This window comes from Ramlibacter sp. JJN2-2R (assembly GCF_057747835.1).
Window position 1 is genome coordinate 2701589 of the sequence record NZ_CM173226.1, and the last position, 14892, is coordinate 2716480.

At 74.5% G+C, this 14892-nt stretch carries 9 protein-coding genes and 1 other RNA gene; 3 read left to right on the forward strand and 7 right to left on the reverse strand.

Features of this window, described 5'->3' with window-relative positions:
• Nucleotides 1–18: 18 nt before the first annotated feature.
• The gene (gene dnaX, locus AC3ANR_RS13155; protein ID WP_488288555.1) at nt 19–1884 is read right to left on the reverse strand and encodes a DNA polymerase III subunit gamma/tau; all 1866 of its coding nucleotides are present in this window, start codon (nt 1882–1884) and stop codon (nt 19–21) included.
• 74 nt (nt 1885–1958) lie between these two features.
• Between dnaX and ffs the strand changes: the two genes are divergently transcribed.
• Nucleotides 1959–2055, forward strand: an RNA gene (gene ffs / locus AC3ANR_RS13160) — signal recognition particle sRNA small type.
• A gap of 1014 nt (nt 2056–3069) precedes the next feature.
• Nucleotides 3070–3261: a hypothetical protein gene (locus AC3ANR_RS13165; protein ID WP_488288556.1), complete on the forward strand. Its 192-nt coding sequence runs from the start codon at nt 3070–3072 to the stop codon at nt 3259–3261.
• 53 nt (nt 3262–3314) lie between these two features.
• On the opposite strand, the gene AC3ANR_RS13170 is transcribed toward AC3ANR_RS13165, so the two are convergent.
• The 4 genes from AC3ANR_RS13170 to AC3ANR_RS13185 all read right to left on the reverse strand — a co-directional run bounded on the left by AC3ANR_RS13170 (nt 3315) and on the right by AC3ANR_RS13185 (nt 8387).
• A complete protein-coding gene (locus tag AC3ANR_RS13170) occupies nt 3315–3614 on the reverse strand; it encodes a hypothetical protein (protein ID WP_488288557.1) in 300 nt (99 codons plus the stop codon).
• An 11-nt stretch (nt 3615–3625) separates the two neighbouring features.
• Nucleotides 3626–4855, reverse strand: a complete 1230-nt coding sequence (locus AC3ANR_RS13175) for an MFS transporter (protein ID WP_488288558.1) — start codon at nt 4853–4855, stop codon at nt 3626–3628.
• Nucleotides 4856–4990: 135 nt separating this feature from the next.
• A complete protein-coding gene (locus AC3ANR_RS13180; RefSeq protein ID WP_488288559.1) occupies nt 4991–5905 on the reverse strand; it encodes a LysR substrate-binding domain-containing protein in 915 nt (304 codons plus the stop codon).
• A 151-nt stretch (nt 5906–6056) separates the two neighbouring features.
• Nucleotides 6057–8387: a sensor histidine kinase gene (locus AC3ANR_RS13185; protein ID WP_488288560.1), complete on the reverse strand. Its 2331-nt coding sequence runs from the start codon at nt 8385–8387 to the stop codon at nt 6057–6059.
• Nucleotides 8388–8570: 183 nt separating this feature from the next.
• Here AC3ANR_RS13185 and AC3ANR_RS13190 point away from each other — a divergent pair, with 183 nt between their 5' ends.
• Nucleotides 8571–9059, forward strand: a complete 489-nt coding sequence (locus tag AC3ANR_RS13190) for a hypothetical protein (protein WP_488288561.1) — start codon at nt 8571–8573, stop codon at nt 9057–9059.
• Between the two features lie 18 nt (nt 9060–9077).
• Here the strand turns inward: AC3ANR_RS13190 and AC3ANR_RS13195 are convergent, their stop codons facing one another.
• Both AC3ANR_RS13195 and AC3ANR_RS13200 read right to left on the reverse strand, forming a co-directional pair.
• On the reverse strand, nt 9078–12320 hold the full coding sequence (locus tag AC3ANR_RS13195) for a UvrD-helicase domain-containing protein (RefSeq protein WP_488288562.1): 3243 nt from the start codon (nt 12318–12320) through the stop codon (nt 9078–9080).
• Nucleotides 12313–14823, reverse strand: a complete 2511-nt coding sequence (locus AC3ANR_RS13200; RefSeq protein ID WP_488288563.1) for a PD-(D/E)XK nuclease family protein — start codon at nt 14821–14823, stop codon at nt 12313–12315. Before AC3ANR_RS13200 ends, AC3ANR_RS13195 begins: the two co-directional genes overlap by 8 nt.
• Nucleotides 14824–14892: the final 69 nt, after the last annotated feature.

The following is a 14892-nucleotide window of genomic DNA, read 5'->3' on the forward strand; positions in this document are numbered from 1 at the left end:
GTGCGCGGCGTCGTGCCGTCACACGGGTTTGATGCTTCCAGGCACGATTTTGGCCCCAAAGTCGCGCACCATCTGCTGCACGAAGGGGTCGTTCCGGATCACTTCCTCGGCGGCGCGCTGCCGCTGCGCGGCCGCGGCGGCATTGCGCCGCGCGGGGCTGTCGGCGACCGGCCCGATCTCGATGCCCAGCTCGACCTCGTGGCCGGCGGCGCGCAGCGCGCCCTGCAGGCGCTCGCGCGTCGGCCCCTGGTTGAGCGACTCGCGCTCCACGCGCAGCAGCCAGTGCCCGGTGTCGCGCGCGACCAGCTGCGACTGCAGCGCCAGTTCGCGCACGAGCGCGGTGATCGCCTCGCTGGCCACCAGCTGCTGCACCGTGGCGTGCCAGAAATCGCCCTCCTCCGTGCGCACGAAGTCGGTGGCCGGCGCCGGCGTCTCGCGCAGCGGCTCGGGCTGCGTGCGCACCGGCACGCCCATCACGTCCTGGGCGGATCGCTCGCGCACCGCGCCAGCTGGCGGCCGCGCGGGGCGGGCTTCGACGACGGGCAGCACCTGCCCGGGCGGCAGGGTCGCGGCCGGGGGTGCGGCGCGCTCGGGCGCCACGGGAGGCGCCATGCCAGGCACCGGCGGGCGCGCCACGGGTTGGGCGGGCGGCGGCGACGGCGGCGGCGACGGCGACAGGGCCGGCGGCGCCGACATGGACGGCTGCGGCGAGGCCGAGGCAGCCGGCCGCTCCCGCTCAGGCGGCGGCGAGGCTACGAGCGGAGTTTTTTTTTCAGCCGAGGCGGACGCGCCGGGCTGGAAGGCCAGCAGGCGCAACAACACCATCGTGAGCGCCGCGTATTCGTCCGGCGCGAGGCCGAGCTCGGCGCGGCCGTGCAGGCACATGGTGTAGAGCAGCTGCGTCTGGTCGGCCGGCAGCGCGGCGGCCAGCCGCGCGATCTCGGCGGCGTCGGGGTCGCCGCCGCCATGGCCGGGCACCGCCTGCGCCACGGCCATGCGTTGCAGCACGGCCGCCATTTCCTCCAGCGCGCCCCCGGCGCTCAGGCCCTGCACGCGCAGCGCCTCGGAGATCTCGACCACCGCGCGGCCGTCGCCGGCCGCCAGCGCGTCGATCAGCCGGAACACGTGGCTGCGGTCGACGCTGCCCAGCATCTGGCGGATGGCCGCCTCCTGCAGGTTGCCGCCGCCGTAGGCGATGGCCTGGTCGGTGAGCGACAGCGCGTCGCGCATGGACCCGCGCGCGGCGCGCGAGAGCAGGCGCAGCGCCTGCGGATCGGCGGGGATGCCCTCGGCCTCGAGCACGTGCGCCAGGTGGCCCTGCACGGTCTCGGGCGCCATCGGCCGCAGGTTGAACTGCAGGCAGCGCGACAGCACCGTGACCGGCACCTTCTGCGGATCGGTGGTGGCCAGCACGAACTTGAGGTACTCGGGCGGCTCCTCCAGCGTCTTGAGCATCGCGTTGAACGCGTGCCCGGTGAGCATGTGCACCTCGTCGATCATGAAGACCTTGAAGCGCCCCTGCACCGGCTTGTAGACGGCCTGCTCGAGCAGCGTCTGCACCTCGTCCACGCCGCGGTTGGAGGCGGCGTCCAGCTCGGTGTAGTCGACGAAGCGGCCGGCGTCGATCTCGGTGCAGGCCTGGCAGACGCCGCACGGCGCGGCCGTGATGCCGCCCTGCCCGTCGGGGCCCTGGCAGTTGAGCGACTTGGCGAGGATGCGCGAGACGGTGGTCTTGCCCACGCCGCGCGTGCCGGTGAACAGGTACGCGTGGTGCAGCCGCTGCTGCGTGAGGGCGTTGGCGAGGGCCTGCACGACGTGCTCCTGCCCGACCATCTCCCCGAAGGTCCGGGGCCGGTACTTGCGGGCGAGCACGACGTACGACATCGCGGGCATTCTAAGGGCGCGATGCACCCAACTCAGCGGCGCGACTCGCGTGCGAGTCGCCTACAATCGGCAGTGACGGGCCTCCCCGCATGGTGAAGCGGCCAACCGGGTCAGGTGGGGAACCAAGCAGCCCTAACTGTGGAGCCAGTGCCGGGGGTAAGGCTCGTCACCTCTTTCCACAAGATGCGTTCCGAATCAATGACCTGGCGCTCGCCAGGCCGATTCGTGCGCCATCCGTGTCACCTGTCGGTGTCACCCGGACGTCAAGCCATCGCGACACATCGGCCGGAGCGTCGACTCGATGCGGCCCCGCGCAAGGCTCCGCCACACGACTTGCCCTGTCGACGCGGCCGCTCAAGGTCGGCCCTTGCCGCCCCCACCGCCGCCACCGCCACCCGCTCCGCCGCTGCCACCTCCACCGCCCGCGCCGCCGCCTGGGCCACCGCCGCCCCCCGGCCCGCCCCCGCCGGCGCCTCCGCCCGAGCCGCCACCGGGGCCGCCGCCACCGCCGCCGCCCCCTGCGCCACCGCCGCCGACTCCCCCGCCGCCACCTCCGCCACCGCCTCCGCCACCGCCTCCGCCACCGCCTCCGCCACCGCCTTGGCCGCCGCCACCCTGTCCGCCACCCTGTCCGCCGCCCGGGCCACCACCGCAGGCGGCAGGGGTGCCTCCGAACAGCTCGGCCAACCGGGCGCCCAGTTCACAGAATCCCCGGGTGGTGAGCAAAGGCAGGGCCACGACCAGCCCGATCGAGACCACCGACACCAGCAGCGCGTACTCGATGATGGTGGCGCCGCGCTGGCGGCCGCGCTGGATGGGCAAGGTGGAGTGCATGGTGCGAGGCCTGGAGCGAATCTCGAGCGTACGCATTCGGCCGCGAGCCGGCCATAGGAAGGCCCGCGGCGAATCGTCACGCGCCCACCGTGACAAACCTCCTGCGGGACTCGGGACGGCACGGCGGCCACATCCGATCCGCATGGCATGGCCGAAGCGACCGCGCGCGGACCGGGCAGCGCCTCCGAATGCCAGCGGTGGTGATGTGGCGCTTCCTCCGAGCGTCGCCATCCCCTCCCGATCGCACTGCGTCCCCAAGGACAGGTCCTACGGCCCCGCAGCCGCCCACCCCACCCGCACGCAGGCGAAGCGCCCGCAACCGGGCCGAGGGCGGGCCCGCATAGTGCCCCGGTGGACAAGACAACAAGGAATGACAACGACCAGGCGCCAGGCCGGGCACCGCCGCGGGCGGACGGCGCCGATGAACGCAGTTCGGAGTCGCAGGTGACGGCGGTCAAGGCGCTGCACAAGCTGCGCCGGTTGGACAGCGCCCTGGCCACCGCGTACGAGCCGGGGGTGGAGCGGCGCAAGAAGCCGCGTTAGCTGGCCTGCGCAGGGCACATCGCCACCGGTGCGGATCCCCCTTCCCTCCACTCCTAGCCGCAGCCGGGCCAGGCCAGCATCGACCCCGGCAGCCGCAGCATCCAGCCGCCGACGTGCCAGCCCTGGGTGGTGCGCAGCGACGGCACCTGCAGCTGCACGACGCGACCGCCGGCCCAGAGCCCCGCCACACGCGTGTCGTCGCCGAACTGCTGCAGCTGCCGACCTGCCGGCTCCGCGGCGGCGAGCCAGACCACGCCCGGCGCCGGGCTGGCGGCCGCCAGCCGGTCGAGCGCGAGCGCGGCCGCCAGCAGCAGCACCACGGCGCCGGCCAGCGCGACGGCATGGCGCAGCACTTGGTTTCCCTTCAGGCGGCCGCGAGGCGGCCGAACGGCTGCGACGCGCGCTCGCGGATCGGCAGGTTGACCGCGCCCGCGATCACCGACAGCGCGATGCAGCACCACCACACCATGTCGTACGAGCCGGTGAGCGTGAACAGGGCGCCGCCCAGGTACACGCCGAGGAACGAGCCGACCTGGTGGCTGAAGAAGACGATGCCGAACAGCGTGGCCATCCAGCGCGTGCCGAAGAAGGTGCCCACCAGCGCCGAGGTGAGCGGCGCAGTCGACAGCCACAGCAGCCCCATGGCCGCGCCGAAGGCGAGCACCGACAGCTTGCCCACCGGCGTCAGCACGAAGGCCAGCAGCACCACGGCGCGGCCGAAGTAGATCCCGGCCAGCAGGTTCTTCTTGCTCAGGCGCGCACCCCACACGCCGGCGGCATACGCGCCCGCCACGTTGAACAGGCCCACCATGGCGATGGCCCACGAGGCGATCGAACCGTCCAGCCCCTTGTCGGCCAGGTAGGCGGGAAAGTGGGTGGTGATGAAGGCCAGCTGGAAGCCGCAGACGAAGAATCCGAGCACGAGCAGCACGTAGCTGGGGTGGCGCAATGCGGCGCCGACCACCTCGGCGCTGCTCGCGCCCGCCGCGCCGCGCGCCGGCCGCAGGGGCGCGTCCCCACGCACGAGCGGCGCCGCCAGCAGGATCAGTGCGATCGCGCCCGCCATCGCCCAGGCGCCCTCGCGCCAGCCGGCGGCGCCGATCAGGGCCTGGGTCAGCGGCACGACGACGAACTGCCCGAGCGAGCCCGCCGCGGTACCCAGCCCCAGGGCCCAGGAGCGGTGCGACTCGGGCATCGCGCGGCCGAGCGCCGCCAGCACCGTCACGTAGGAAGCGCCGCCCATTCCCAGCCCGGTGAGCAGGCCGGCCGTCAGGCAGATCGCCACCGGCGTGGCCGCGAACGCCAGGCCCACGATGCCGGCGCCATAGAGCACCGCGCCGGCCAGCAGCACCCGGCGCGCGCCGTGCCGGTCGGCCACCATGCCGGCGAAGGGCTGGGCGACGCCCCAGGCGATGTTCTGGAGGGCGATCGCGATCGCGTACACCTCGCGCGAGAGTCCGAGCTCGCGCGTGAGCGGGTCGGTGAACAGACCGAACGCGCTGCGCACGCCGAACGAGAGCAGGGAGATCAGGCAGGCGGCGACGAGCGTCGCCACGAGGGCGGGCGCGAGGGCCGGACGGGCGTTGTGGGGCATGGAAACTCCGGGGGAAGACGGGCGGGCACGCTGCCCGCCGCGAACGCGCAGCACTGCGCGTGAGATTCCATTGTTGGCAGCAGGACAGCGGCCGTCACCCGACTTGACGGCCGGGCCGCATGCCGCACCGGCATGTCAAGCCGTGGCGGCTCCCGACGGCGCGGCCTCGGCGCGGATCCAGTCGGCGACCTTCGCCACCTCGCGGCGCGGGGCCCCGTCGGCCAGCACCAGCCAGTACGCATAGGTGCTGGGCTCGGCCTGGCCGGCGCCGGGCACCAGCACTAGCCTACGGTCCTCCAGCATCGGCGCCAGCAGCTCCAGCCGGCCCAGCGCCACGCCCTGCCCCGCGACCGCGGCGTGGATCACCTGGTCGTACTGGTTGAAGCGCAGCACGCTGCGCGCCTGGTGCAGGGACCAGCGGCGCGCCGCGAGCCAGTCGGCCCATTGCAGCCAGGGCCGGCGATCCTCGTACTCCAGCAGCACCTGGCGGCCCAGCGTGCGTTCGCTGTCCAGCGCGTGCAGGCCCAGGGTGGGACTGGCCACGGGCGCGATCGTCTCGCCGAACAGCCGGACCGCGCCGCGCGGCGCCTGGTCGTCGGCGCAGTAGCGGATCGCCAAGTCGATCTGCTCGGAGGCCAGGTTGAGCACGCTGTTGCTGGCCGCCACGCGCACGTCCACCTCGGGATGGCTGCGCTGGAACTCGCCCAGCCGCGGCAGCAGCCACAGGCCGGCCACCCCGATGCTGGCGGTGATGGTGACCGGCCGGCGCCCGCCCGTGTGGAACGCCTCCATCGCATCCTGCAACTGCTGCAGGGCGGCATCGGCACTGCGGAACAGCCGCTCGCCCTCGGCGGTGAAGCGCACGCTGCGCCAGCTGCGGTGCAGCAGCTTCACGCCGAGCATGTCCTCGAGCGCGCGCACCTGCTTGCTCATCGCCGACTGCGTGACGCACAGGTCGTCGGCGGCCTGCGTGATGCTCATGCGGCGCCCGACGGCGACGAACCCGCGAACGAGGTCAAGCGGAGGAAGGCGAACCAGCGGCTGCGACATGCGAAGGGCTCATGGGAAAGCCCATTATTGCCGGCGCGTTCCGGCGCGACATGAGGCCGCGGAATGCCAGCCGGGAGCGCGGCGACTGCGGGCCGGGCGCTGCCGCTTCGGCATCCAAGCCCGCCTGTCGCTGGCGAGAGGCCGCGCGCCGTCAGCCTCGGGCCGGACCTGGCCCAACGGCGTCGCCGTCCTGGCCTGCGCCGCCCAGCGGCAGCTCGAAGAAGAACTCCGTGCGCACGCCCGGCTGGCTGTCGAAGCCGATCGTGCCGCCGTGCGCCTGCACGATGCTGCGGCAGATGTTCAGCCCCAGGCCCGTGCCGCCCTTCTCGCGCCGGTCGCTGGCGTCGGCCTGGGCGAAGCGCTCGAACATCCGCGCGCGGAACGCCGGCGGGATGCCCGGGCCGTGGTCGACCACGCCGACGCGCGCGTTCGCGCCGCGCTGCTGCAGCGCCACGACGACTTCGTCGCCGCCGGGCGAGAACTTGGCGGCGTTGGAGACCAGGTTGACGACCACCTGCGTGATGCGATCGGCGTCGGCGGTGACCCACAACGGCTCGTCGGCGGCGTCGAGCCGCACGCGCACGCCGAGCCCCTGCGCATAGGCGGCCGTGTCGTGCAGCGCGCGCTCGACGACCTGGCGCAGGTCGAGCCGCTCCGGCTGCAGCGCCAGCCGGCCGGAGGCGATGCGCTCGACGTCCAGCACGTCGTTGATCAGACGGATGAGCCGCTCGCAGCTGCGCGTGGACATGTCCAGCAGCTGCCGGCCCTGCGGCGACAGCGTGCCCGCCACGCCGCCGGCCAGCAGCCGCAGCGAGCCGTACACCGAGGTGAGCGGCGTGCGCAGCTCGTGCGAGACGGTGGAGACGAACTCGCTCTTGAGCCGGTCGACTTCCTTGCGGTGGGAGATGTCGTGCATGAAGCCGCACAGCAGCTGCAGCTTGCCGGTGTTGACCACGCCCACGCGCAGCTCGACCTCGATCTCGCGCCCGTGGCGGTCCACCACGACCCGCTCCACCGGCGCGCCGCCCAGCGGCGCGGTCTTGATGCTGCGCACCAGCTCGAGCGCCCGGCCGGCGGACGCACGGTAGCGCTCGGGCACCATGGTGTCGATGAGCGAGCGGCCCACGACCTCGTCGCGGCGCCAGCCGAACAGGGCCTCGGCGCGCGGGTTCCAGTCGGTGATCCTGCCGTCGAAGTCGACCCCGATGAACGGGTCCGGCGCCGATTCAAGGATGGTCTGGATGCGGCGCTCGTTCTCCCGCACGTGCTCGAAGGTCTCGCGCAGGGCGGCCGTGCGCTCCTCGACGCGGCGCTCCAGCGAGGCGTTCAGGTCGCGCAGCGCCGCTTCCTTCTGCTGCAGGTTGGCCACCAGCGAGCGCAGCGCGCCGCCGAGCTGCTCGACCTCGCGGTAGGGAGCCGCGGCCAGCGGCGCCAGCGAGCCGCCCTGCTCGAGCGTGCGGGCATCCGCCGACAGCTGGATCAGCGGCCGCGTCACCAGCCGCGCCGCCAGCCAGCCGATCAGGCTGAACAGCGCGGCGACGCCCAGTCCCCACAGCGCCAGGTGCCGCTGCAGGCTGCGCACGGGCTCGTATGCCTCGGCCAGGTCCTGGCGCACGAGCACGCGCCAGCCCAGGCCGGGGTAGCTCTGGTAGCCGCGGTCGTGGCTGTAGCCGACCAGGTAGTCCTTGCCGTCCGGCCAGCGCTCGGCGACATAGCCGCGGTGCGAGGTCGCGGCGGCCAGGCTGGGCAGCGTGAGCTGGCGCCCCTCGACGTCGGGCGGCCCGAGCAGCACCACGCCGCTGGCCGAGACGATCAGCGGCTCGGCGAACTTGTCGCGGGTGACCGGCAGGAAGATGACCTGCTCGATCTCCCGCGCCCATTCCCAGGACAGGTGCGCGCCCAGCACCGAGGGATCGTTGCGGCCGGCGCCGCCGACGGGGAACGCGATGTCGACGAACCGCAGGGGCTGCGCGCTGCGATTGGGCAGCAGGCGCGCCAGCAGCACCGCTTCGTGCACGTCTCCCAGGTAGGGGCGCGCCCGGCCCTCGTTGAACCAGGGGCGCGCCGTCACGTCGGCGCCGGCCAGCATGCCGCCGGTGGAGGCGACCACCTTGCCGGCCGGCCCCGCGAGGCCGATCCAGGCGTAGTGGCGGTAGGTGCGCTGCAGGGTGTCCAGCTCGGCCCGGATGCGGTCCGGATCGCTGATGCCGGCCAGGCGCTGCGCCATCAGGCCCACCTCGCGATGGCGCTCGTGCATGGCCCGATCGAGCCGGCTGGTCGTCTGGTTGGCCAGTTCCGCCAGGTTGCCGCCGATGCTCGATCGCACCTGGTCGCCCGCGATGCGCTCGCTGACCGCCAGCAGCACGCCGGTGACCAGCACCGACAGGAGGGAAAAGGCGAAGGCGAGGTAGCTGCCGAGGCCATGGCGGGCGGCCCGGCCGGACGAGGTGGCGGCGCGCTGGCGCGACAGGAAATCGATCACGGCCGCGATTGTCAGCGATTGCCAGGCATGCGACGTCTCGCACAGCGTGCGGCTGCGCCGGCCGACATCACGCGACGGATGCGTCCCACACGTGCGGCGGCGCCTGCTTCGCACACTGCCACGCAAGAGACACCAGGGAGGTTCCTCATGCGCCGAGCGGCGTGCCGTGTTCGCGGAGTCCCGATGCCAGGCATCGGCGTCGCGGTTTGGGCGGCCGCCGCCTGCCTGTGCCTTCCCGCCTGGAGCCAGCAGGATGCCGTGCAGGTCGCCGCGCTCGGGGACAACGTGCAGGTGGCCGCGCTGGGCGACATCGAGGTGCCGGTCCCCGCCGGGCGCAGGGTCCCGCGCCTCTCCATCACGGCCCGCGACGCCCTGCCCGGCGCCGCCGTGCCCGGCAGCGTGGACCTGGGCCTGAACTGGCGCCAGCCCATCGCCGGCAAGCAGATCGATTTCGCCGCCTGGCGCCGCCTGGCGCCGCCCACCGATGCCATGGCGCTGATCCAGCAGCGCGATCCCGTCTTCGGCGCTAGGGTGGAGATGAAGCTCGCTTCCAGGACGGCCAAGAGCTTCTTCGCCGACAAGTTCATCGGCCTGCAGCTGGACAGCGGCGCGCGCATCGGGCTGCGCCGCAGCAACGGCAATCCGACGCTCTACTACCGCAACCAGTTCTGAGCCGGGGCGGCGCCGCCCTCAGTCGAGACGCACCAGCCGGCCCTCGCCGGTGAGGAAGGCGCAGGCGACGGGCTCGCCCGGGTGCAGCGCCGACACGGCGCGCGCATACCGGCGCAGCTGCGCCTGCAGCGCCGCATCGCGCTCCGGGTGCGCGGCGGACTTGTGGTCCAGCACCCACCAGTGGCCGTCGTGCCGACGCAGCAGGCGATCGAGCCGCAGCACCTCGCCTTCGTGCACCAGCTCGGCCTCGTCGGCCGCCCAGGCGACCACCGCGGCGTCCCAGGCCCAGGCGCCCTCGCCGGCCAGGATGCGCAGGGCCATGCCGTGCGCGGCCGCGGCCTGGCCGGCATCGAGCCCGAACCCGCGTCCGAGCCGCGCCAGCGCGGCGCCCTCGGGCAGCCCGTGGCCACCGCCATGCAGTTCGAGCAGCCGGTGCAGCAGTTCGCCGATGCGCGACGCCTCGGTGCCTTCCTGCCGGCGCGTCGCGGCCGTCGCCGGCAGCGTGACGGGCGGCAGCACGGGCAGCGAGATCGAGGGGGCCGCGTCGGGCCCGCCGTCTCCGGGCGCGTCCGGCGCGGCGGCTGCCTCGGCCGGCTCGCACAGCGGCGCGAGCCGCTGCCACCAGCTGCCCGCGGCCGGCGTGCGCGGCTCGATGGACGAGAGCACCAGCTCCTGGCGCGCGCGGGTCATGGCCACGTACAGGGCATTGAGTTCCTCGCGCCGGCGCGCGGCCTGCTCTTCCTGCAGCGCGCCGCCGTTGCAGGCGGGCGGCCGAGCTTCGGAGGCGATGAAGCTGAAGCGGCGCGGCGCCGCGTCCTCGCCCGGCCAGTCGACCAGCACGCCCATCGTCTCGGCGCGCGCCGCCGGGGCGTCGGTGTCCAGCAGCAGGACGATCGGCGCCTCCAGGCCCTTGGCGCCATGCACCGTCAGCAGGCGGACGGCCTCGGTCGCCGCCACGGCCGGCCCCTGCACGCCACCGGCCTTCAGGGCGCGCACGAATCCATACGGCGTCGCGTAGCGGCCGCCGTCCAGTTCCAGCGCGGCGCCGAGCAGCGCCTGCAGGTTGGCCAGCACGGCGTCGCGCAGCGGGGCCGGCGCGGCCTGGGCATAGCGCGCGAGCACGTCGCCGTCGTGGTAGATCGCGTGCAGCGCATCGTGCGGCGGCAGCGTGTCCACCCACGGCTGCCAACGCGCGAACGCGGCCGCGGCGGCGGCCAGTGGCGGCGGCCAGCCGTCGCCGGTGCGCAGCAACTCGAGCCAGGCGCGCGGAGTGCCTTCGGCCTGCCGCTGCCGCGCCGCGGTGGCGATCGCCACCAGGCCCGCATCGTCGATGCCGAACAGCGGCGACTTCAGCGCGCGCGCGAGCGACAGGTCGTGCGTCGGCGAGACGAGCACGTCGAGCAGCGCCACCACGTCCTGGACCTCGGGCACGTCGCCCAGGTCGGTCTTCTCCGGCTGCTGCGCCGAGATGCGCAGGTCGCGCAGTTCGTCCTCCATCGCCGAGAGCCGGTCGCGCTTGCGCGCCAGCACGAGGATGTCCGAAGGCCGCACGCCCTGCGCGAGCCGGCCGGCGATCCAGCGCGCGGCCTGCCGGCATTCGAGCGTCACCAGGCGCTCCTCGGGCAGTTCGCGCGGCACGGTGAGCGAGTCGCGCCAGCCGCCCGCGCCGCCAGCGGCCGCGGCCTCGTCGGCCACCGGCCGGGCGACGGCCGGCAACTGCAGAAGCCGGCCGGGCTCGCGCGAGGCGGTGCTGTGGGCCCGGAAGCCCTGGTACTCGCCGGCGGCCTGCGCCTGCGCCATGACGCGGTTCACCGCCGCGAGCACCTCGGGCGCATTGCGCCGCGTGTGGTCGCAGCTGAGGCGGTCGCCCCGCAGGCCGTCGGCGACGAAGCGCTGCGCGGCGGCGAACACCTGCGGCTCGGCGCGCCGGAACCGGTAGATGCTCTGCTTGGGGTCGCCGACGATGAACACGCTGGGGGCCGCGCCGGCGCCGGTGTAGCCGCTCAGCCAGGCGTGCAGCGCCTGCCACTGCAGCGGGTTGGTGTCCTGGAACTCGTCGACCAGCAGGTGGCGCACGCGCGCGTCGAGCCGCTCCTGCACCCACCCGGACAGCACGTCGTCGGACAGCAGGCGGTGCGCCGCCTGCTCGACGTCGGCCATGTCGACCCAGCCGTGCTCGCGCTTGAGCGCCGCGTACTCGGCCAGCAGCACGCGCGCCAGGCGCACCATGCGCTGCTGGTGCAGCCAGGCCTCGTGCTGGGTGCGCGCCTCGCACAGGCGCTGCGCCAGCGCCTGCGCGGCGCGCACCTGCTCGATGCCGGCGAGCTTGTCGTTGAACTTGCGCGGCTCGAGCTTCTGCGTCAGCAGGGCCGCCAGTGCCTGGTCGAAATCGGCGTCGGCCAGGGCGCGTTCCAGCTGCGAGCCGCAGGCCGAGAAGGTCGCCTGCGACGCGCGGCCCAGCGCGCGGGCGGCGACCGAGAAGCTTTCCCACACCGGGCCGGGCACCGCGACCGCGGCGGCGGGCTCGGGCAGGCCGGCGAACTCGGGGAACACGGCGTGCCAGTGCTGCACCGACGCCTCGGGCACGCCGCCCTGGTCGGCCAGCGCGAACTCGACGCGCTTGTCCAGCGCGCCGCGCAGCGCCTTCAGCGTCTGCGAGCGGCCATGCGCCGCGACGCCGGCCTCGTAGTCGGCGCGGGCCGCCGCGTCGGCGGACACCACCACGTGGAAGCGGCGCCACACCTTGTCGATGGCCTCGCTGTCGTCCTCCAGCAGCGTGTAGCGCGCCGGCAGGCCCAGTTCCTCCAGCGTGGCGATCGGCGCGTTGCGCAGCAGCGCGGCAAACCAGCTGTGGAAGGTGCGGATCTGCACGCCGCGGCCGTCGGCCAGCACGCGGGCGTGCAGCGCGCGCAGCGGCTCGCGCAGCGCGGCGGCCTGGGGCGCATCGACGCCCCGTTCCGCGAGCGCCTGCTCCAGGCGCGCCGCGTCCGCCGATGCGAACTCGGCCAGCCAGTCCTGCAGGCGCTGGCGCATCTCGCCCGCGGCCTTCTTGGTGAAGGTGATGGCCAGGATCTCGTGCGGTTGCGCGCCCTCGAGCAGCGCGCGCAGGATGCGCGAGACCAGCATCCAGGTCTTGCCCGCGCCGGCGCAGGCCTCGACCGCGACACTGCGGCGCGGGTCGCACGCCACGGCGTAGAACGTGCGCGCGTCGACCGGCCGGCCGTTGACCTCGTAGGCGAGCGGAGCAAGGTTGTCAGTCATGCCAGAAGTCCCGGCGGCACAGGCCGCGCGCGGCGCAGAACTCGCAGGCGCGCCCCTCGCCCAGCGCTTGGAGGGCTTCGCCCGCGCCGATGCGTTCCAGGTCGCCCTGGATGGCGGCGACAAGCTCGTCGCGCACCTGCACCACCTCGGGCTCCTCCACCGTGGTGGTCGTGCCGCGCTCGCCGACGTTGACGTAGGCGGCGGCCAGCGTGTCGTCCTCCAGCAGCGCGGCATAGAAGGCCAGCTGCGTGTCCTCCTGCGGCACCTTGACGCGGTCGCGCGTGACCTGCAGCGACTCGGTCTTGTAGTCCACCACCAGGCGGCGGCCGTCGGGCAGCCGGTCGATGCGGTCGATGCGCCCGACCAGCGTCACGGCGCCCAGCGGCGTCTGGTGGGCGGTTTCCGCGCTCTCGAAGCGCGCCCCCTGGGCCTCGTGGCCGGCGAGCCAGGCGAGGTAACCGTCGCGCACCTGGGGCCAGCCGGCCGCGAACGGCAGGAACTCGCCGTTGGCCAGGTCCAGGCGCCGGGTGGCGGCGTCCGCGCAGCGGTCGAGCAGCGCCGCCCGCTCGGCGGCGGGGTCGTCGCGCAGCGCGGCATGGAAGTCGCTCAGCACCAGGTGCAGCCAGTTGCCGAAGTCGCGCTTGTCCACCTCGACGTCGATCTCGGATGCTTCCTGCAGCCCGAGCTGGCGCAGCGCGAAGAAGCGGTACGGGCAGCGCCGCAGGTCGTCGTACGCGCTGGCGGACAGGCGCACCACGGGCACCTGCGCGCCTGAGGCCGACGGCCGCGCGACCGGTTGCGGCGCCAGCAGGCGCGCATCGCGCGGGTCGGCCGCCGGCGACTGCGGGTGCGCGAGGCGCCAGCCCTGCACGAGCGGACTGGGGAGCACGGGCTCGCCGGTGTCGTCGGTGCGGCGCCAGAGGACGTCCACGAACGGCGCCTGCAACGCATGGCGCCAGCCGGCGGCCTGCTGGCGCGCCAGCTCCTCGCGCGTGGGCAGGCCGAGCGCCGCGCGCTGGGCCGCCGTCCACGCGCCGGGCGGCTCGGGGGCCGCGGGCAGGCGCACCTCGTCGCAGCCCGCCAGCACGAGGGCGGCGAAGTCGCGCGCGAGCAGCTGGTGGAACGGCAGCACGACCACCTGCGCCGCCTCGGGCGCGGGCGGCAGGAAGCTCGATGCCTCCAGGGCGTCGCCGGCCCAGGCGGTGAACTCGGCCAGCGACAGCCGCCGCGCCGCCTGCGGCAGCTGCAGCCACTCGGCCTGCGCGCCGTCGGCCAGGCCGAGCACGTCGAGCAGCTGGTGGCCGGCGGCATCCTGCTGCAGGCGCGGCCAGTGCCCGGTCTCCTCGAGCAGCCGCCGCAGGTCCTGCAGCCACTGCGCCAGCGGACGCGGCGCCTGCAGGCCCTCGCGCCAGCCATCGGCACGCACCGCCCAGTCGAGCCAGGGGCCGGGCTCGGCGAGCCGGCGCACGTCCTGCCAGTCGCGCCAGCCCGCGCGGCGCACGCGCCGCTCGATGGCACTGACCGCGCCCGGCGGCAGGGCCGGCAGGTTCTTGAGCCAGTCGAGCACGGTGTCGCTGTCGGCCTGCCGGCGGCACGCCTGCAGCGAGCCCATCACCTGCGCGGCCGCCCGCGTGGTGGAAAGCTTCCAGCCGGTCTCGTCGCGGATGGAGATGCCGCGCACGCCCAGCATGGCGCGCACGCGGCGGGTCAGCACCCGATCGATGGCGGCCAGCGCCACCGGCGCACGGCCGGCCTCGAGGTGGCGCACCACGCAGGCGGCGGCGCGCTGGGCCTCGTCGGACGGGCCGGCGGCCTCGTGCAGCGACACCGCGCCCGGGGCGCCGGCGTCCTGCAGCGGCAGCCGCACGGCGCGTTCGCCGGCCAGGGCGACGATGGCTTCGGCCACCGCGTCGCGCTGCATCCCCTCGCACAGCACCAGCAGGTCCACGTCGCGCAGTGCCGCGGGCTCGAACAGGGCGTCGCCGGCGTACCGGCTGGCCGCGGCCCATTCGACGGCGATGCGCGCCACGGCGGCCTCGAGCGCGAGCACCGGCGCATCGAGGCCGGACGAGACGGCGCCGCGCACGGAAGCGGCCCATTCGGCACGCCCGCCGGGCGCGATGGCGGCGGCCGCGCCGGCGGCCTGCCAGGCGGCCTCGACCAGGCGGCCCGCCAGCACGGCGGCGCGCGGCGCGAGACCCGCGCGTTCGAGCCACGCCCGCGCGGTCAGCAGATCGCGGCCCATGTCGAAGCTGAGGTCGTCGGCGGCGGGCGCATGGCCGCGCCGGCCGGCCCAGTTCATGGTGGTCTCGAAGCGCGGCGCGAAGCCGTCCGGCTGCGCGCGCGCCCAGAGCCGGCGCGCGATCGGCATCAGCTGCGCGTACGGCAGCAGGACCACGGTGCGGGAAGGATGGATGCGGCGCTGGCGCAGCAGGTCGCGCAGGGCGGCGATCCAGTGCGGCCAGGGACCGGCCATGCGATGGTCGGCCGCTATCACGTCCATAGCATCTGCCCACCCGCCCGCTCCCGGTGAGGGCACTTGGCTTCTGTCACAATGACCCCGACTGTAGCC

Excerpts from the sequence above, each read along its gene's own strand:
- dnaX (WP_488288555.1), bottom strand. The coding sequence starts at position 1,884 with ATGTCGTACGTCGTGCTCGCCCGCAAGTACCGGCCCCGGACCTTCGGG.
- AC3ANR_RS13175 (WP_488288558.1), bottom strand. The coding sequence starts at position 4,855 with ATGCCCCACAACGCCCGTCCGGCCCTCGCGCCCGCCCTCGTGGCGACG.
- AC3ANR_RS13180 (WP_488288559.1), bottom strand. The coding sequence starts at position 5,905 with ATGTCGCAGCCGCTGGTTCGCCTTCCTCCGCTTGACCTCGTTCGCGGG.
- AC3ANR_RS13190 (WP_488288561.1), top strand. The coding sequence starts at position 8,571 with ATGCCAGGCATCGGCGTCGCGGTTTGGGCGGCCGCCGCCTGCCTGTGC.
- AC3ANR_RS13195 (WP_488288562.1), bottom strand. The coding sequence starts at position 12,320 with ATGACTGACAACCTTGCTCCGCTCGCCTACGAGGTCAACGGCCGGCCG.
- AC3ANR_RS13200 (WP_488288563.1), bottom strand. The coding sequence starts at position 14,823 with ATGGACGTGATAGCGGCCGACCATCGCATGGCCGGTCCCTGGCCGCAC.